Origin of the sequence: Alkalinema pantanalense CENA528, assembly GCF_050753345.1 — a bacterium.
Lineage (GTDB): Bacteria > Cyanobacteriota > Cyanobacteriia > Leptolyngbyales > Leptolyngbyaceae > Alkalinema > Alkalinema pantanalense.
In genome coordinates this window covers 13,571-30,630 of sequence record NZ_JBLZFX010000074.1, presented here as the reverse complement: position 1 = coordinate 30,630, position 17,060 = coordinate 13,571, and the positions used below count along the sequence as shown (strand labels likewise).

The window sequence follows — 17,060 nt, the reverse complement described above, 5'->3', positions numbered from 1 at the left end:
TCTCAATGCCATGGTCAAGCAGGGAACCTTCTGGAACCCTGCGGCCATAGCTAATCCAGGGCAAGTTCTGCCCCAACCTACTTGACTTTCAAGATAATCGCTAGCCCCCCTTAAAAAGGGGGGAATTCAGTCAAATTCTCTTAAAGTCCCCCTTTTTAAGGGGGATTTAGGGGGATCGTTATTGTTTTAATCACAAGTTGACTTGGCATAACCTTATAAACGGAGCTTGTGATGGGTTGCTTCTATAATTAAGATAGCCATCTAGATAGCCATTTGCAAGCGATGTCTGATTCTTCACCACAATATTCCATTGCTCAAGCCCGTGACCCGTTAGCCCAGTGGGTGCAGCCGGTAGAGGCAGGGCAGCCGATCGAACTGACGCGAAGGGGCAAGCGGGTAGCTGTGGTGTTGGCGGAGGACACTGACGATCGCGGGGTGGAGCAAAAGGGGACATTTGGGCAGGCTCTGGGGGCGTTTCGAGAACGGCTGGCGATCGCAGATCTGGACATTGCCCCGGATGAGGTGTTCCACGAAGTTCGCGATCGGTCGGTGGGGCGAGAGGTTGGGCTGTGACGGATCTACACTCGTTGAATAGGAATACTGGATACGACTAGTCTATCGGAGCCGCTGCATCCTCGTCCTGGTCACGAACAATACAGCGGATGATGCCGATCGCGATGATTTTCACGTTGAGAATTGGTTTGAGTTATGACTGCAACGACGGATATTGTGCAAAAGCTTTGGAATCTCTGCCATGTGTTGCGGGATGATGGCATTACCTATCTGCAATATGTTACGGAACTGACGTATTTACTGTTTCTCAAGATGATGCAGGAGACGGAGCAGGAAGCACAGTTACCGGAGGGCTATCGCTGGGGGGATCTGGTCAGTCGGGATGGGATTGAGCAATTGGAGTTCTACCGATCGGCGTTGTTGCATTTGGGTTCAAAGGAGGCTTCTCCACGGGTGCAGGCGATTTTTGCCAATGCTCAGACGGCGCTGAAACAACCGCGCATCCTCAAGAAGCTGGTGCAGAGTTTGGATGAGTTGGATTGGTATTCGGCGAAGGAGGAGGGGCTGGGCGATCTCTATGAGGGGTTGCTGGAGAAGAATGCCAGTGAGAAGAAGTCGGGAGCGGGGCAGTATTTTACGCCGAGGCCGTTGATTGATTGTATGGTGGCGCTGATGCAGCCGCAGCCGGGGGAGTTGGTGCAGGACCCGGCGGCGGGGACGGGGGGATTTTTGATTGCGGCCCATCAATACATTAAGCAGCGGACAGGGGATTTATTTGAGTTGGGTGATGATGAGCAGGCGTTTCAGCGGCAGAAGGCGTTGTATGGCATTGAGTTGGTGCAGGATGCCCATCGTTTGCTGTTGATGAATTTGATGCTGCATGGAATTGAGGAGGGGGTGATCCTGGGGGATACGTTGGCGATCGATGGGCAGCGGTTGCGCAAGGCGAATCTGATTTTGACGAATCCGCCCTTTGGCACGAAGAAGGGGGGTGGGTTGCCGTCGCGGGATGATTTTACCTATGCGACATCGAATAAGCAGTTGGCGTTTTTGCAGCATATCTACCGGGGGCTGGTGCCGGGGGGACGGGCGGCGGTGGTGTTGCCGGATAATGTGCTGTTTGAGGATGGGCAGGGTAAGGCGATTCGGGCGGATCTGATGGATAAGTGCAATTTGCATACGATTTTGCGGTTGCCGACGGGGATTTTTTATGCGCAGGGGGTGAAGACGAATGTGTTGTTTTTCCAGCGGGGGCTGACGGAGAAGGGAAATACGGAGCGGGTTTGGATTTACGATATGCGGACGAATATGCCGACGTTTGGTAAGCGGACGCCGTTGACGCGGGGGCATTTTGCGGAGTTTGAGGCGTGCTATGGGGCGGATGCCAATGGCCGATCGCCTCGGGTTGATCTGGGGGAGACGGGGCGGTTTCGCTGTTTTTCGCGGGAGGAGATTGGCAAGCGGGGGGAGAATTTGGATATTTCTTGGCTGCGGGATGAGAGTTTGCAGTCGGGGGAGGATTTGCCGGAGCCGGAGACGATCGCGCTGGAGATTTTGGAGCGGTTGCGGGTGGCGACGCAGGAGATGGAGGGACTGATGGGGTTGTTGGAGGATTAGGCGAGGGATTTAAAATTAGGATGGGTTGGTTAGGAGGTGGATGATGGAACAGGTTGCTTTAGCGCAGGTTGCTTTAACTGCGTCGGTGGATGAAATTTTACGGGAACGGCTGGGGGTCGATCGATCAACGATCGCGCGGCTGTGTGAGCGTTTTGGGATTGTGGAGATGGGGCTGTTTGGGTCAGTGTTGCGAGAGGATTTTCGGGTGGCGGGGGATGCACCGAGTGATGTGGATGTGTTGGTGGAGTTTGGGCCAGAACACCGAGTCACATGGCAAAGCTGGCAGGAGTTGAATGGGGCGTTGTCGGAGTTGTTCGGGCGACGGGTGGATGTGGTGCAGAAGCGGCTTCTAGAGAATCCCTATCGGCGATCGAATATTCTGAAGACGCATCGGGTGATTTATGGATGAGTGGGAGCGGGATATTGCATCGGTGTGGGATATGGCACAGGCGATTCGGGAAATTCAGCAGTTTACGACTGGGGTGAGTGAGTCGGAGTATTTGGGATCGCTAAAATGGAGCTAATCTGTCCTATTCATTGAGCACCCTTTTCTGAGTTATGGCAAAAGTAGAGGCAACTAAGATTGAACATGCCAGCGAGAAGCTGAAAACGCTAAATCCAGGACAACTGGAGGCCATGCTTGGCTTGATGGATGGATGGCAGTTGGAAGCGAGTCCAACGCAGGAGCCTCCTGTGACTGCGGCGATCGCTGAATCGGTGGTGAATGGTTGGTTGCTAGAAGTTTTGCCGGATCGCTTTATGGCAGCGGAGCCAAGGATGATTGCGGCTGGTGATATTTGGTACGTGCCCGTTGTGCTGACTTATCCGATTATCGGTGAGGTGGGACAGGTGGGTGAAGTGTTGGTTAGTGCATTTTCGGCGGGAATGATTTCTGCAACTTCGCCCGATGTCATGCGATCGCACGGGCTGAAGTTGTACGAGGAGCGATCCCATGAGATTGAATCTGCCTTTTTATAGGCAAGAAACGCCCTTCTCTTGCGTTCCAGCTTGTTTGAGAATGGTGCTTGCGGGGTTTGGGGTAGATCTGGATGAAGCAGCCCTACGAGAGTTATGCGATTGTACTGCTTTGGGAACGGAAGCATTTCGCGCTGTGGAAGCGGTTCGCAGATTGGGATTTCCTAACTCGATGAAATGTAACGTATCAGTCGAGGGGCTAGATGTTGAGCTTGCACAGGGAAGATACCCGATCGTGTATGTCAATCTTTTACCCATTGACGGTGTCAGAACTAGCCATGCCGTCGTGGTTGTGGATGCGGATGCAGAAAATGTAACTGTTTATGATCCTTTGGTTGGAAAGCGTGTTTTACCCCGTTCAGCTTTTGAGCAGGCTTGGAGATTGAGCAACTGTTTAATGATTCTGATTTTAGGAGACTCGGAGTTTTAACTAGGTCAGTGGAGGATGGGGCGTAGAATGAGATTATCGATCGCGGATAAGGGGGAGTAAAGCAATGACTCTGGAAGAAGCGATTTTACAGAAGGTTCGATCGTTGCCGCTCGGTGAGCAGCAGGAGTTGTTGCGGTTTGCGGAGGTGTTGGTACAGCGCACTCACGGGACTGAGCGAAAATGGTCTTCGGAGTTTTTGAGTACGTTTGGAGCTTGGGAGGGGGAGTTGGAAAGAGCACCGCAGGAACAACAGCGGTGGGAACACCAGCTAATCCATCGCTACCGACAGGGGGAGATTAGTTTGGGTAAGTTAGGTGAGCTTTTGGGATTGGGGTCGCGGTGGGCAGTAGAGACGTTTTTGCACGATCGCGGAGTTTGCCTAAATTATGATGAGGCGGAGTTGATGCAGGATCTAGAAACGCTTCAACAAATGGAGGAGGAGGCTAAGCCTGCGTTGGGAAAGCGGTTACGTGACCTGCGGGCGAAGATTGTTGAGTCGGGGGAAGGGTTGTTGAGTCTGACGGAGATTGAACAAGAAATGACCGATCGAGGGTTGGAATGAAGACACTGGAAGAGATTAAGCGGATTTTGGGGGAGAGTAAGGGGCTGCTGCGGGAGCGGTATCGGATTACTCAGGTGGGGGTGTTTGGTTCCTATGCGCGGGGGGAACAGACCGATCGGAGTGATGTGGATGTGCTGGTGGATTATGAGCAGGCTCCGACGTTGTTTGGGGTGGTGGAGTTACGGGATTATTTGAGTGAGTTGATTGGGTTGAGGGTGGATGTGGTGACGAAGAATGGACTCAAGGCTCGGATTCGCGATCGGGTGTTGTCGGAAGTGATTTATCTATGACTGAGCGATCGCTATCGGAGTTTTTGCAAGATATTTTGGAGACGATCGCGGAGATTGAAACCTTTACAGCGGGTGTTGATTTGGAGGCATTTCAAGCCAACCGGGAGAAGGTTCTAGCTGTTGTCAAGTCGATCGAGATCATTGGAGAAGCGGTTAAGAAGATTCCAGTTGATATTCGTGAGCAATATCCTGAGATTCCTTGGAAGGCAGTGGCTGGAATGCGGGATATTTTGGTTCATGAATACTGGGGAATTGATGTTAATGTGGTTTGGGCAACGATTCAGGAGGGATTGCCGCCGTTTAAGACTGTGATTACTGAAGTTGCTAGAACATTATATTGCGATAATTAAACTGACTGTTATGGCGAAAGCTACAAGATGATGCTGAATGAAATACTGAATTTACCCGAAGGTTGGGAGTGGACTAAATTTGAGGATGTCACTATTAATTATGATGGTCAAAGAGTTCCAGTAAGTAGTAAAGAGCGTGAATCTAGGCAAGGAGAATTTCCTTACTATGGAGCCTCTGGCATTATTGATTATGTTGATGAATACTTATTTGACGGCGAATATCTACTAATAGCTGAGGATGGAGCTAACCTCCTTAGCCGATCTACGCCGATTGCTTTTGAAGCAAAGGGTAAGTTCTGGGTAAATAATCATGCCCATGTGGTCCAAGTTGTTGATACATTAATTCTTAGCTTGTATCTGCGAAACTACATTAACTATTCTGATTTACGGTTCTATATTTCTGGGTCAGCACAGCCAAAGTTAAATCAGAAAAACCTTAATTCTATTGCTATTCCTCTACCCCCACTCAACGAACAAAAACGGATTGTTGCCAAGATTGAGGAACTTCGATCGAAGACCCAAAAAGCGCGAGAAGCCCTAGAGGTCATTCCTGAGTTGTGCGATCGGTTCCGTCAATCCGTCCTAGCGGCTGCCTTCCGAGGGGATCTCACCGCCGACTGGCGCGAACAAAACCCAGACGTTGAACCATGCAAAACTATACAGTTGGGAGATATTATTCTTGGAAAACCTAGAAATGGATTGTCTTTAAAAGCAGTAGATTATCCTACTCCTGTTAAGTCATTTAGCTTAAGTGCAACAACATCCGGTGAGTTTCGATCTGAGTACTTTAAATACCTGGATTGCGAGGTTCCGGAAGATTCTCATCTCTGGCTATATCCAGGCGACATACTGATACAGCGGAGTAATACTCTTGAGTATGTAGGTATATCGGCTATATACACAGGGCAACCAAAAGAATTTATTTATCCTGATTTGACCATGAAAATTCAGGTAAGGTCAGATATTATTTCTCCTGAGTTTTTGAACTATATGCTGGCCAGTAAATACACAAGAGAATATTTTAAAAATAATGCAACCGGAACTGCTGGTAATATGCCGAAAATAAATCAGAAGGTTGTGATGGAAACTCCGATTCCTGTTTTTTCTATAAAAGAGCAGAGAGAAATTGTACAGCGAATTAAATCTCAGATGGATTATATTCAATCTATTCAAGATTTAGGGGTGCAAGAACAACTTATTCAACTCGATCGCGCGATCCTTTCCAAAGCCTTCCGGGGCGAACTCGTCCCCCAAGACCCCACCGACGAACCCGCCAGCGTCCTCCTAGAGCGCATCCGCACAGAACGCGCCAACGCCACCCCCAAACCCAGCAAAACCCGCAAAAAAGCCAAACCCTAATCCAGCTTCTAACCCAGGTCAAATCCCCCCATTACAAGGCACAATTAGAAAATATCCATCCGCCATCAAACTGACGACTAACCCCACCCCATTATTTACCCCGGAGAAAAATCGTCATGGAACCCACAACCATCCTCGTTTCACAGCTAATTGGCAACTATGGCATCACCCTAGAAGACGGTGAAAAACTCCACGATATCCTGTCCCCCCTCATCGCCCAGGGCACCGATATCACCCTCGACTTCAGCAACGTCACCATTTTCGCCTCCCCCTTCTTCAACGCCGCGATCGGACGCCTCGTCAGCGAATTCTCCGCCGAACAACTCAACACCCACCTCCACCCCATCAACCTCGCCCCCGCAGGCCAAAACACCCTCAAGCGCGTCATCGAAAACGCCAAAGCCTACCAAAATAACCCCACCCTCCGCGACGCCATCGATCGCGTCCTTGATGAACAAGCCCTGACCGCATAGAACGCAAATGGCCTCCTATCAACCGATCGTCCGTGCCAAAGTCATCAACCTCATCACCGATCAGCCCCAACCCGGCGATCGGTTTTTAGTAGACACCAACGTTTGGTACTGGCTCACCTACACCCGCGCCAAACTCAGCCCAAAACCGCCAAAATCCTATCAAACCCAACACTACCCAACCTACATCAAAGCAGCCCTGCAAGCCCAAAGCCAAATCTTTTGGTCAGGACTGTCGATCGCCGAACTTAGCAGCCTCATCGAACGAAGCGAATGGCAAATTTTCTGCGCCACCCATCAACGACGTCCTGAAGATTTTTCCCTCAAAGAATATCGTCATGGATCCCCGCAAGAACGACAGCAGCAGGTCATTCCAGAAATCGAAGCCGCTTGGGGACTCATCGAGACTTCTGGAACTTGCCTGGAAACCTTGGTCGATCAACCCACAACCGCCCAAACGATCGGGAACCTCACAATCCAAGAACTAGATAGCTATGACAGTCTCATGCTCACTACTGCAACCAAAACCGGAATCAATCAAGTGATTACCGATGATATTGATTTCATAACCGCTTCTGGCATCACTGTTTTTACAGCTAACCGCAATGCCATTGCTGCGGCAAAAGCCCAAAATCAACTCATCCAACGCTAGCTCTAGCCAATCCTACCAATCCAAGCGATCGCGCAATCCTTTCCAAAGCCTTTCGGGGCGAACTCGTCCCCCAAGACCCCACCGACGAACCCGCCAGCGTCCTCCTAGAGCGCATCCGCACAGAACGCGCCAACGCCACCCCAAAACCCAGCAAAACCCGCAAAAAAGCCAAACCACCCACCCAAACCTAGCCCCACCCCAAAATCCCTAGCGCTATAATGAGTCAAACAACAGCATCAATCCCCTATATCCCCGTGACTCTTCCAGAAGCTCTCCAAAACGCTCGCTATCTCACCAATGCCAGTGGTTTACCCACCGATGTTGTTTTACCGATCGAAGCTTGGCATGAAGTCCTAGCCCTCTTGCAACAACTCGATCAGATCCAAGACGCCGCTTGGCAGCAACAAGCAGAAAACGCCCTAAAAAACTCATCAACAGTCGGCGTAGAAGCCTTCACCCAAGAAATTGCGCGTTTAGCGGCCTTAGACTCAGCCTCAGATTCATAAGTAATCAGATTCATCATTAATAATGCCGAAATTAGACGGATTGGGGCAAGTTTTAGCCTTTCTCAAAGGCTTACAACCTAAAGTTGCAGCCCAAATCGCCAAAAAAATATTTTCACTCAATCTTGATCCGCTTCCTAACGATAGTAAAGCGATGATTGGCTACGACAACCATTATCGTGTTGATGTTGGAGAGTATCGAATTGTCTACCGTTATCTCCCGGATGAAGACTTAGTTCTCATTATCTTAGTTGGCAAACGCAATGACGATGAAGTCTACAAACGACTCAAACGTCTACTGGGATAGCTCAAGATTCATTTCTGTCAGCATAATTTCGCCTCCCCTCCTCCCTCACCCTTTTCCCCTCACCCAAAATCCCCAAAGTGGTATAAGTTAGGGGGTGATCGTGGTTCCTGGGGCGAAAGCGTGATTCAGCAGCGGTGGATAAAACAAACAGCCATACTCTTCAGCATTTGGGCACTGAGCGCGATCGTCGATCGGGCTTGGATTAGCAACCTGCAACCCGTTCCAGAGTGGGATCAGGCCGACTACCTCACCGGAGCCATGAACTACTGGAAAGCCCTGCAAACCCCCGACTGGTTCGACTCCGCCTGGTGGACTAGCCTCTGGCTCCTCTCCTCCAAAATCCCCCCCCTCGTCTACATCAGCACCGTCCCCTTCCTCAACCTCTTCGGCACCAGCATCGCCGCCTCCACCCTCGTTAACCTCCTCTTCAGCGGCATTCTCATTCTGTCCGTCTACGGCATTGGCACCACCCTCTTCACCAGCGAAGTCGGACTGTGGGCCGCAGCAATCACCCTCCTATTCCCCGGACTATATCCCCACCGACTCAACTACATGATCGATCACCCGATCATCGCCATGACCACCTTAACAATGTTCACCCTCACCCTCTGGTGGACATCCGGGTGGACAGCCGCCGAACCCAAACCCACGCCCCCACCCACCGACCCACCCACCCCTTCCACCACCGAAGACGCGATCGCCCTGATCAGAAACCTCCGCCAATTCCTAGAAACCACCAAAACCCAAAAACGCCTCCCCCTCCCCACCATCCAATGGGCACAAATCCCGCCCTTCCTCCAACAAACCCTCCACCGTAGCCTCACCTCCCCCTGGGCCAAAGCGATCGGATTTGGCATCGCCCTCGGCCTCGCCTTCATGACCAAACAAACCGTTGCCCTCTTCCTCTTCACCCCCATTCTCTATGCCCTTATCGTTACCATTGTCAAACGCCACTGGATTGCATTGCTGCAACTGATTCTCGGTCTGATCTTTACCGTTTGGGTTGCCTATCCCTGGTATCGCACCAACTGGCTGATCATCCTCACCTCCGGCGAACGCGCCACCGTGGCCTCCGCAATCGCAGAAGGCGATCCCCCCCTCAACACGATCGCCGCCTGGACTTACTACCTCCAACTCCTCCCCGCCCACGTCACCTATCCCCTCCTCCTCGTCGCAATTGCCGGACTGGTTTTCTACAGCAAACGAGTCGTTACCCTCGTCCCCAGCACCTCCCAAGACATCCTAGACAAAAGCATCCGCCAGCAACGCTACCAACAATGGTGGCGATCGACCCGTTGGCTCCTGATTTTCATCGGTGGTGCTTACCTGCTCTGCTCCCTCAACGTCAATAAAGACCTGCGTTACTTCACCCCCGCCCTGCCGATCGTCGCCCTCCTCCTCGCCCAAGGCCTCGTCATCTTTCCCCGCTACCTGTGGGAATTCCGCTGGGGCACCATCGCCCTCATGACCGGCCTCATGCTGACGAACCTCTTCCCGATCGTCCCCGGTATGGCAAGCATCAACACTGACCTAGGCCGCAAAAATTGGCACCAGCAAGACGTGATCAACACCGTCCTGCAAACGGCACCCCACCTGCGCCACACGATCGGCGTCCTGCCCTCCCTCCCAGAATTCAACCAACACAACCTCAACTACTTCGGCACCCTGCAAAACTTCCAAGTCTACGGGCGACAAGTCGGCGCAAACCCCAAACAAGTCTGGCAAGACAGCCGATCGCTCGATTGGTACGTCACCAAAACCGGAAACCAAGGCGCAATCCGCAAACCCGAAGCCCTCTCCAGCTTGATGCAACAAATTGAGCAACCCAACGCCACCGCCAACGCCACCCCCACCTTCCAAGTCGTCCAAGCCTGGGCCATGCCCGACGGCAGCAACCTCCGCCTCTACCACCGCAGCAAACCCACGATCGCCCTCACCCCCCTCCAACCCTCCAACCCTCCAACCCTCCAACCTCCAACCAACCCCATCCAACTCACCAAAGTCACCACCCCCGCGATCGTCCCCCCCAACCAACCCGTCCCCGTAGAATACCAATGGGTCGGCCCCTGGGAAAAACTCCGATCGGGCCTCGTCGCCTTAACGTGGAAACGCATCGAAGACCCCAAACCGATCATAAAAAGTAACAAATCTGAAAACCCAACAGATAACACTAATAGCAATAACTCAGAGAATCAAAAACAACCCACACCCTCCCACCCTCCCACCCTCTCTGCCGATCGCTGGCTCCACGACCACGGTATCGGCCTAGGCCGCCTGCAATCCTCCACCCTAGCTCCCGACGCCCTCGTGCAAGTCACAGAAACCCTGGCCATGCTTCCCCCCGCCAACGCCAGCGGCACCTACGTTTTAGAAGCCATCTACCTCGATCGCGCCACCCTCGTCAGCCAACCGATCGCCCTTCCCACCGTCAAAATCACCGTTAGTCCTACGGCCAGTCCCACGCCCGCCCCCGAACTCGATCCCTTAACGCAATTGCGCCTCGCTTCTACCCAGCTTCCCAAGGGCTTGCAAGGCATTGATAAAGTTTTCAATCAAGTGGGCCAACTCAATCTCTACGATGCTACCCAGGATTACCTCAAGCAATCCGAAAAACTGATTGCCTACCGATTGCAACAGGAATCCAAAAATACCCAACTCGCCTACACCTACGGATTAACCCAAGTGTTGCAACGAGATGTTAAAGACGCGATCGCGGCCATGCAACGGGTGGTTGAACTAGACAGCACCAATCCCAATGCCTACGCCTATCTCGCCTTCGTCAATCTCTACGACTTCCGGGGCAAAGCCGCCCAATCAATTCTGCAACCTGCATTGCAACTCAATAACCAACTCCCCGAACTCCATGGATTAAACGCGATCGCCCATTTAATGCAAGGTCATTTCATCCAAGCATGGCAGGAAGGACAAGGGTATTTAACCCGATCGAAGTCCTCATCTACCAAAAATCCATAAAGGGCAAAAGAACTTTGAACAAAAGTGTTGGCTCAAAAGCCCCTCTCCCGCTCTGGGAGAGGGGTTGGGGTGAGGGCGGATTCAGTTCTGTCAGCCAATCCGGGCTACAACAGCGCTTGCTTCTGTTGCCAAGCGTAATAGCGACCCAATGCCGTCAGCGGGAAATGTTGGTAATACAGGTGATATTTCAAATAGAAATGCTGCGGAAATCCCGTTCCCGTAAACCAAACTTCCTCCCAGGCACCATTGGCCCCCTGGGTCGCCAGCAGGTACTGCACCCCCCGTTCGATCGCCTCTGTCGCAAAGTTCTGCGTCGCTTCCCCCGCCGCCAATAGACCGATCAGCGCCCAAGCCGTTTGCGAAGCAGTGCTGTCCCCCTGCCCCATTAAATTGCGGTTTTTATAGCTTTCGCAGGTTTCGCCCCAGCCGCCATCGGCATTCTGGCAGCTCACCAGCCACTGGACCCCGCGCGTCATCGCCGATCGATAGCGGGTCGGCGCGATCGTTGCCAACGCCGCCAACACCCCCGACGTACCGTAGATGTAATTCACCCCCCAACGTCCGTACCAACAGCCTTCCGGTTCCTGCTCCTGGATTAGGTAATCTAACCCGCGTTGAATTTGCGGCTCACTCAATAGGGTTTGTAGGGCAATTCCCGGCATCTGCGTCTGAAGGTTGCCCATCATCTCCAACACCCGCGCCGTCACATCCGCCGTATTGGGATCAATCATCGCCTTCAAATCCCCATAGGGCACTAAATTCAGCCAATCTTGATCGTTGTCTAAATCAAAGGCCGCCCAACCACCGGGTTTGCATTGCATTGTTGCAACCCAATCCACCGCCCGTTTCACCGCCTGTTGCTTCAATGCTTCATCCTGCATTCTCACCTGCAATAACGCCATGACTACCACAGCGGTATCATCCACGTCGGGATAAAAGCGATTTTCAAATTCAAAGGCCCATCCCCCCGGCATGCCCTTGCGATTCTTTACCCCCCAATCGCCATAATCCAAAATCTGTTTATCCAATAACCACTGGGATCCCTTTTGCAGCGCAGGATGATCCGCCGCCAGCCCAGAATCCACCAGCGATCGCATGACCAACGCCGTATCCCACACCGGAGACACGCAGGGCTGCACCCAGTATTCCTCCTCCGTTTCCACCGCAAAGCGATCGACTGCTGCCAACCCCCGTACCACGATCGGGTCACTCGCCGCGTAATTTAAAGCTTTTAATGCTAGGAGCGAATTCAACATCGCGGGAATAATGCCGCCCCAATCTCCCGTGGCTTCCTGCCGTTCCAGAATCCATTGCTCCGCCGCCTTCAGTCCTTCATTACGGAAGGGTACCAAATTCAATTCCTCAGCCACCTTAAAGGCTTGGTCGGCCCAGACAAACACATCCGTCCAATCACCCTGGGTGGGCAGTTCAAACTTGGCTCGCGTCACGCCTTCCACGTAAAGTTCATCTAGGGTAATCGCAGGTTGCACCAACCATACGGGCTTTTGGTCAAACACAATCAGCAACGGCACTGTACTGCCCCGCGCCCAACTGGACATTTCATAGATCGTGAAGGGCGAAACTTCCGTTGGCAGCAGCATGATCCAAGGCGGAATCGAAGGTAATCCCCGCCAGTCATAGCAGCCGATCAGCGCCAAGTGCATTTTGGTGAAAATCCGCGTCTTCGTCACGCCGCCCTTGGACAGAATAAACCGTCGGGCTTTGACCATGGCGGGATCCTCGGTTGAGACACCCAATAGCTTCAGCGCCATATACGCTTCCACCGAAGTGCTCAGATCGCCCCCATCGCCGTAATACAGTTCCCAGCCACCGGATTCCCGCTGGTGATTGCGCAGGTAGGTTTCTACCTTATCCATGGGACGGGTCCGATCGGTGCCCCAAATTTTATGCAATAGAACCGCTTCTGCGGTAATGGTGACGTTGGATTCCAAAAGCGCCCACCAGTAGCCCTCCGAAGTTTGCAGGGAGAGTAAATAATTCTGGCTGGCCGCGATCGCGATTGTTAAAGGATTTTGGGATGTATTGGGTCGGTCTTGAAGTTGCATAGGGTTTGGGTTTGGGGTCAACAGGCAAGCCAAGGGTTGGCTAGTTCAGTGATGCAGAAACCTATGCAAGACACCTGATGCTTGCGAAACAACGGATGCTGAATCTCATTCAGGCGGTTTGCACGGGTTCCAGAATGCATTTGATCTTACCAGGATGGTTCGATCGCATCCTGCATTCGTTTTAACCGTCGCCCCATTACTTTAGACCTCTGCAATCCAGCAGTCATCTACAATTCGGCAATTATTCAGAATCAATGCAAACGGGAATAGCTGCCCAGGAATGACCCTCCCAAAAAAAATTTCAAACGCTAGGGCTTTAAAAGAAAACAGACATCAAACGATAGATCAGCAAAAAGATAATCGTCACAATCAGGCAGCCCCCTGCCAATAGCAACGCCCCCATCCAGTACACCAAAACTGGACGCAAAAACCACCAAACTAAGCCTCCCGTCAATGCCGCAATAATTACCAAATCAACTTTCTCGATCGTGCGGCGATATTGCAGAAAGACCAAAATTAGTGCTAATGCTAGCCAAACGATCGCCCGTGCTTCCAACGGAATCGGTAACGGCAACCGATAGAGCACGATCGCCAACAACCCACCCTCAAAGCCCGTAAATGCCGCACTCCCCAAAATTGCCAAGATCGATCGAGACGGAGCACTGGGCACGATCGCTGGCGTTGATTGAGCAGCCGATTTCTGGGCTACGGGCGATCGAGATGGAGCCGGAGCGGGAGCAGGGGGCGGGGGGGTTTGGAGAGCCGTAGTCGAGGGGGTCGCTGGCATCGGGGGCGGGGGCATCACCTGGGACGGTTTTTGCCGGGGTTCTAGGGCTAACAGAACCTCCGCCGCAGACCAGTAGCGATCGCTGGGAGAATGTTGCAACATCTTGCGCAAAATCGCCACCAAAGGTTCACTGATGCTGACATAGGACTGCCATTGCCAAGAATTGGTGCTGGCGTCGTAGAGCGCGGTGGGGGGCTTCCCCGTCAACAATTCCAAGCACGTGACGGCTAGGGAATATAAGTCCGTTGAGAAAAAGACCTCGCCCCCTGCCATCTGTTCCGGTGGCGCATAACCGGGCGAAAAAATACTGGTTGAAGCTTTTTGGCCAGGGTTGGCAGGACTGGCAGCGGCTACCTTAATGGCTCCAAAGTCGAGGAGATACAGCCGACCTTTGCGACTCCGCATGATGTTGGACGGTTTGATATCCCGGTGAATCGTATTGCCCTCATGGACAAAACTGAGAACCTCCAGCATGGACTTCAGGACTTCCAGAACCTCTGCCTCAGAAAATGCCCCCCGCCGTCGGAGTTCCTGCTCTAAATCCTCGCCGTCAATGTATTCCTGAACCAGGTAGAAATAGGTTTCCGTAGTACCGGGACTGGATCCTGGGACATCTAAATCAAAAAAGGCATACAGGTCAGGAATTTGAAAATGGTCTTGGCCAATTTTTTCTAAAATTTCAGCCTCGCGCACAAACAGATCATGGGCCAGTTGCAGTTGACTGGGGTTGAGTTGGGCCGCTGGTTTGAACTGTTTGACCACGCAGCGCCGCATCCCCGGTGTGTAGCGATCGCGGGCCAGATAGGCCGCCCCAAAGCCTCCCTGTCCCAGCAGTTTTTCCGGCAGATAGCGATCGGCCAAAATCAACGGCATCCCGCAACTGGTGCAAAACTTTTGCCGGGTCGCTTTCAGAACGCCCGGATCCTTCAGTTCACTAAAAAAATTCTGTGGGCGCTGACAACCCGGTCGGGTGCAATACAGTTCCATAGCAGCAATCCGGAAGTTAGCAAGAGACTCCCCTGTCCTGTTGACTGGAGCGTCTTAAAAGGGAGGTCGATCGACCTCCCTTCTACCGTACCCCACAGGTTGGACAGCAGTCTTCCCCTAGAACGCGCGATGTCTCCCAATCAAGCCATCCCAGAATGAGGCCATCCCAGTTGAGAGGGGGTTGGCTCCGCCCCACCAGCAACGGTTTCCTCTAGCTATCAATCTCCTCACTCGCCACCACTTCTGCGACAAAGGCTTTATCCCGCTTGTCAAAATTGACGGGTAAACTGGTGAACTGCGGCAAAATTTCCTTGCAAAAGGCAGCGGCGGCCTTCGATCGATAGCGGTTGGGGTTAATAATCACCGACAGCATGCGCCGCACTTCCACACCTTCGATCGGAGCTCGGTGCAGGATCCCCATTTGTAGTTCCTTTTCGATCGCAGACAACGAAAGAAATGCAGCCCCCAACCCCGATTGCACCGCTGTTTTAATGGCCTCTATGGAGTTCAGTTCCATCTCAATTTTGAGCCGTCGCGTCTCAATCCCCCAGCGAGCTAGGACTTGGTCAATTACCTTGCGAATGGTGGATTGGGAATCCAGGGCAATAAATTGCAGGCGATAGAGATCCTCTTTTTGAATCACGGTCAAGCGCGCGAGGGGATGGGATGGAGGCAGGATCAGTGCGAGTTCGTCTTCAGCGTAGGGAATAATGTCAAGGGAGTCTTGCAGTTCTGGAGGAACTTCTCCGCCAATGATGGCTAGATCGATTTGTCCATTAGAGACACTCCAAGAGGTTCGTCGGGTGGAATGAACATGCAACTGTACGGCAACATCAGGATATTTCTGACGGAACAGGCCAATCATTCGGGGCAGAAGATAGGTCCCAGTGGTTTGACTGGCTCCGATGATCAGCGTTCCCCCTTGCAAATTCTGCAAGTCTTCTAAGGCTCGACAGGTCTCCTGGCACAAAGTCAGAATTTTCTCTCCATAATTAAGGAGTAAATGGCCAGCTTCGGTCAGTTGGGCCCGCCGCCCACCCCGATCGAATAACGGAACATCCAGTTGACGTTCTAGGTTTTGTACCTGCAAGCTGACCGCTGGCTGAGATACATACAAACTGTCGGCTGCACGCTTAAAGCTACCCTCAGCGGCAATCGCCTTGAGAATACGTAACTGATCCAGCGTAAAAGGAAGGTCAGACATATCGGGTCAAAGGGGGGTAAGGAAGCGATCCCGTTGATTTCATATCGGAGCGATGGGCTGTGTAGCTAATGAATGCAACAAAACGTAACAGCGGTATGAAACCAGAGGTTGTGAAGGATTTTCTGAATGTACCAGGAATTCTGGGGATTGCTTTATTAGATAAACAGTCTCCACTCTATTTCTGTGGCATTGAAACTCCTTTCCATCTCCAGCAAACCACAGTTCTGGAACACGGATTAAGACAAATCTTGTCAACGATGCCGGAGGCCGTTAGGGAGTTTGAATTACAGTTTCAGACCTATCGGATCCATATTTATCGATTTATTAATACCGCTACGATTTTGATTCTGACCCAACCCGAACTGAAGCTGAAAGATTATCAGGTCATGGTGGCTCCCCTCTTGGATTGGGTGCAAACCAGCCATGAAGGCACGATCGCTGAGTTCCGTGAGATTGCCGAGCAAGTCCTTCCCTCTGCGCCCTCCATCGCCGCAGCAGGCACCCCTGAAGTTCCCTCGCAAACGACGAGTCCCTCCCCGACCTCAGCTGCCCAGCCCCAGTCTGTTGCTGCCGCTGCATCGGCTCCTGCGCCAGCCCCACCCATTGCTCCAGACGTTATTTGTTTACAGGATCAACTTTCAGCCTTTAATGACCTGAGCCAGATTGCAACGCAATATTTGGGGAACGCTATTATTGCGAACCATCTGTCGCGATCGCGGCCTGATGTGCCTTGGCTGCAACAGTTCTCGATCGATCGATCGGCTCATCTCAGTTTTACAGGGGATCCTAAGCAGGTCACCCAACCAATGAGTGAAGCTGAAATCAACGATATGCAGCAGTGGGCTAAGGCTTTTATCAGCCAATGTTCTCGAATTATTCGAGACTTCCCACTTCTGGCAAAACAGCAGAGTCCAAGTATTTCTGCACAATTCCGCTGGTTGATTTGAGATTGCTGACCTAAGATTGCTGACCTAAGATTGCCGACCTAAATTTACATTTCTTAAAATTAGCACCG

19 protein-coding genes are annotated in these 17,060 nt (G+C 52.1%); 16 read left to right on the top strand and 3 right to left on the bottom strand.

All coding sequences use genetic code 11. From position 1 onward, the window contains the following. The first annotated feature begins 282 nt into the window (after nt 1–282). From ACN4EG_RS19875 to ACN4EG_RS19805, 15 genes are all read left to right on the top strand, one after another. Nucleotides 283–573 carry a type II toxin-antitoxin system Phd/YefM family antitoxin gene (locus ACN4EG_RS19875; protein WP_431631927.1) on the top strand — a complete coding sequence of 97 codons (291 nt, stop codon included), beginning with the start codon at nt 283–285 and terminating at the stop codon, nt 571–573. A gap of 135 nt (nt 574–708) precedes the next feature. After that, the gene (locus ACN4EG_RS19870; RefSeq protein WP_431631926.1) at nt 709–2,130 is read left to right on the top strand and encodes a type I restriction-modification system subunit M; all 1,422 of its coding nucleotides are present in this window, start codon (nt 709–711) and stop codon (nt 2,128–2,130) included. Between the two features lie 43 nt (nt 2,131–2,173). Then, nucleotides 2,174–2,539, top strand: coding sequence for a nucleotidyltransferase family protein (locus ACN4EG_RS19865; protein WP_431631925.1), 366 nt, complete (start codon nt 2,174–2,176; stop codon nt 2,537–2,539). Further along, nucleotides 2,532–2,654: a hypothetical protein gene (locus ACN4EG_RS19860; RefSeq protein WP_431631924.1), complete on the top strand. Its 123-nt coding sequence runs from the start codon at nt 2,532–2,534 to the stop codon at nt 2,652–2,654. The genes ACN4EG_RS19865 and ACN4EG_RS19860 overlap by 8 nt, the downstream gene beginning before the upstream one ends. A gap of 34 nt (nt 2,655–2,688) precedes the next feature. Next, on the top strand, nt 2,689–3,108 hold the full coding sequence (locus tag ACN4EG_RS19855) for a hypothetical protein (protein WP_431631923.1): 420 nt from the start codon (nt 2,689–2,691) through the stop codon (nt 3,106–3,108). Continuing rightward, the gene (locus tag ACN4EG_RS19850; protein ID WP_431631922.1) at nt 3,083–3,535 is read left to right on the top strand and encodes a cysteine peptidase family C39 domain-containing protein; all 453 of its coding nucleotides are present in this window, start codon (nt 3,083–3,085) and stop codon (nt 3,533–3,535) included. The genes ACN4EG_RS19855 and ACN4EG_RS19850 overlap by 26 nt, the downstream gene beginning before the upstream one ends. A 64-nt stretch (nt 3,536–3,599) precedes the next feature. Next, complete coding sequence (locus tag ACN4EG_RS19845; RefSeq protein ID WP_431631921.1) at nt 3,600–4,097, top strand: UPF0175 family protein; 498 nt, start codon at nt 3,600–3,602, stop codon at nt 4,095–4,097. Continuing rightward, nucleotides 4,094–4,387: a nucleotidyltransferase family protein gene (locus ACN4EG_RS19840; protein WP_431631920.1), complete on the top strand. Its 294-nt coding sequence runs from the start codon at nt 4,094–4,096 to the stop codon at nt 4,385–4,387. Before ACN4EG_RS19845 ends, ACN4EG_RS19840 begins: the two co-directional genes overlap by 4 nt. Further along, a complete protein-coding gene (locus ACN4EG_RS19835) occupies nt 4,384–4,737 on the top strand; it encodes a HepT-like ribonuclease domain-containing protein (protein WP_431631919.1) in 354 nt (117 codons plus the stop codon). The genes ACN4EG_RS19840 and ACN4EG_RS19835 overlap by 4 nt, the downstream gene beginning before the upstream one ends. A 27-nt stretch (nt 4,738–4,764) precedes the next feature. Further along, a complete protein-coding gene (locus ACN4EG_RS19830) occupies nt 4,765–6,096 on the top strand; it encodes a restriction endonuclease subunit S (RefSeq protein ID WP_431631918.1) in 1,332 nt (443 codons plus the stop codon). 116 nt (nt 6,097–6,212) lie between these two features. Continuing rightward, nucleotides 6,213–6,569, top strand: coding sequence for an STAS-like domain-containing protein (locus ACN4EG_RS19825; RefSeq protein WP_431631917.1), 357 nt, complete (start codon nt 6,213–6,215; stop codon nt 6,567–6,569). A 7-nt stretch (nt 6,570–6,576) separates the two neighbouring features. Beyond that, entirely contained in the window at nt 6,577–7,218 is a 642-nt protein-coding gene (locus ACN4EG_RS19820) for a hypothetical protein (protein ID WP_431631916.1), read from the top strand. Between the two features lie 254 nt (nt 7,219–7,472). Then, nucleotides 7,473–7,724 carry a hypothetical protein gene (locus tag ACN4EG_RS19815; protein ID WP_431631915.1) on the top strand — a complete coding sequence of 84 codons (252 nt, stop codon included), beginning with the start codon at nt 7,473–7,475 and terminating at the stop codon, nt 7,722–7,724. A gap of 22 nt (nt 7,725–7,746) precedes the next feature. Next, nucleotides 7,747–8,028, top strand: coding sequence for a type II toxin-antitoxin system RelE family toxin (locus ACN4EG_RS19810; protein WP_431631914.1), 282 nt, complete (start codon nt 7,747–7,749; stop codon nt 8,026–8,028). Nucleotides 8,029–8,148: 120 nt separating this feature from the next. Next, a complete protein-coding gene (locus ACN4EG_RS19805) occupies nt 8,149–11,001 on the top strand; it encodes a phospholipid carrier-dependent glycosyltransferase (RefSeq protein WP_431631913.1) in 2,853 nt (950 codons plus the stop codon). A 104-nt stretch (nt 11,002–11,105) separates the two neighbouring features. On the opposite strand, the gene shc is transcribed toward ACN4EG_RS19805, so the two are convergent. From shc to ACN4EG_RS19790, 3 genes are all read right to left on the bottom strand, one after another. Continuing rightward, nucleotides 11,106–13,067 (bottom strand): squalene--hopene cyclase, encoded by a 1,962-nt coding sequence (gene shc / locus ACN4EG_RS19800; RefSeq protein WP_431631912.1) that lies wholly within the window; start codon nt 13,065–13,067, stop codon nt 11,106–11,108. Nucleotides 13,068–13,383: 316 nt separating this feature from the next. Then, nucleotides 13,384–14,841, bottom strand: coding sequence for a protein kinase domain-containing protein (locus tag ACN4EG_RS19795; RefSeq protein WP_431631911.1), 1,458 nt, complete (start codon nt 14,839–14,841; stop codon nt 13,384–13,386). Nucleotides 14,842–15,052: 211 nt separating this feature from the next. Further along, entirely contained in the window at nt 15,053–16,045 is a 993-nt protein-coding gene (locus ACN4EG_RS19790; protein WP_431631910.1) for a LysR family transcriptional regulator, read from the bottom strand. Nucleotides 16,046–16,140: 95 nt separating this feature from the next. Between ACN4EG_RS19790 and ACN4EG_RS19785 the strand changes: the two genes are divergently transcribed. After that, nucleotides 16,141–16,992, top strand: a complete 852-nt coding sequence (locus tag ACN4EG_RS19785; RefSeq protein ID WP_431631909.1) for a hypothetical protein — start codon at nt 16,141–16,143, stop codon at nt 16,990–16,992. Nucleotides 16,993–17,060: the final 68 nt, after the last annotated feature.

What these genes read in the sequence shown, in the direction of transcription:
- ACN4EG_RS19865 (WP_431631925.1), top strand. Translation starts at nt 2,174, where the DNA reads ATGGAACAGGTTGCTTTAGCGCAGGTTGCTTTAACTGCGTCGGTGGAT.
- ACN4EG_RS19795 (WP_431631911.1), bottom strand. Translation starts at nt 14,841, where the DNA reads ATGGAACTGTATTGCACCCGACCGGGTTGTCAGCGCCCACAGAATTTT.
- ACN4EG_RS19785 (WP_431631909.1), top strand. Translation starts at nt 16,141, where the DNA reads ATGAAACCAGAGGTTGTGAAGGATTTTCTGAATGTACCAGGAATTCTG.
- ACN4EG_RS19820 (WP_431631916.1), top strand. Translation starts at nt 6,577, where the DNA reads ATGGCCTCCTATCAACCGATCGTCCGTGCCAAAGTCATCAACCTCATC.
- ACN4EG_RS19875 (WP_431631927.1), top strand. Translation starts at nt 283, where the DNA reads ATGTCTGATTCTTCACCACAATATTCCATTGCTCAAGCCCGTGACCCG.
- ACN4EG_RS19840 (WP_431631920.1), top strand. Translation starts at nt 4,094, where the DNA reads ATGAAGACACTGGAAGAGATTAAGCGGATTTTGGGGGAGAGTAAGGGG.
- ACN4EG_RS19810 (WP_431631914.1), top strand. Translation starts at nt 7,747, where the DNA reads ATGCCGAAATTAGACGGATTGGGGCAAGTTTTAGCCTTTCTCAAAGGC.
- ACN4EG_RS19845 (WP_431631921.1), top strand. Translation starts at nt 3,600, where the DNA reads ATGACTCTGGAAGAAGCGATTTTACAGAAGGTTCGATCGTTGCCGCTC.
- ACN4EG_RS19860 (WP_431631924.1), top strand. Translation starts at nt 2,532, where the DNA reads ATGGATGAGTGGGAGCGGGATATTGCATCGGTGTGGGATATGGCACAG.
- ACN4EG_RS19825 (WP_431631917.1), top strand. Translation starts at nt 6,213, where the DNA reads ATGGAACCCACAACCATCCTCGTTTCACAGCTAATTGGCAACTATGGC.
- ACN4EG_RS19830 (WP_431631918.1), top strand. Translation starts at nt 4,765, where the DNA reads ATGATGCTGAATGAAATACTGAATTTACCCGAAGGTTGGGAGTGGACT.
- ACN4EG_RS19790 (WP_431631910.1), bottom strand. Translation starts at nt 16,045, where the DNA reads ATGTCTGACCTTCCTTTTACGCTGGATCAGTTACGTATTCTCAAGGCG.
- ACN4EG_RS19835 (WP_431631919.1), top strand. Translation starts at nt 4,384, where the DNA reads ATGACTGAGCGATCGCTATCGGAGTTTTTGCAAGATATTTTGGAGACG.
- ACN4EG_RS19855 (WP_431631923.1), top strand. Translation starts at nt 2,689, where the DNA reads ATGGCAAAAGTAGAGGCAACTAAGATTGAACATGCCAGCGAGAAGCTG.
- ACN4EG_RS19870 (WP_431631926.1), top strand. Translation starts at nt 709, where the DNA reads ATGACTGCAACGACGGATATTGTGCAAAAGCTTTGGAATCTCTGCCAT.
- ACN4EG_RS19850 (WP_431631922.1), top strand. Translation starts at nt 3,083, where the DNA reads ATGAGATTGAATCTGCCTTTTTATAGGCAAGAAACGCCCTTCTCTTGC.
- shc (WP_431631912.1), bottom strand. Translation starts at nt 13,067, where the DNA reads ATGCAACTTCAAGACCGACCCAATACATCCCAAAATCCTTTAACAATC.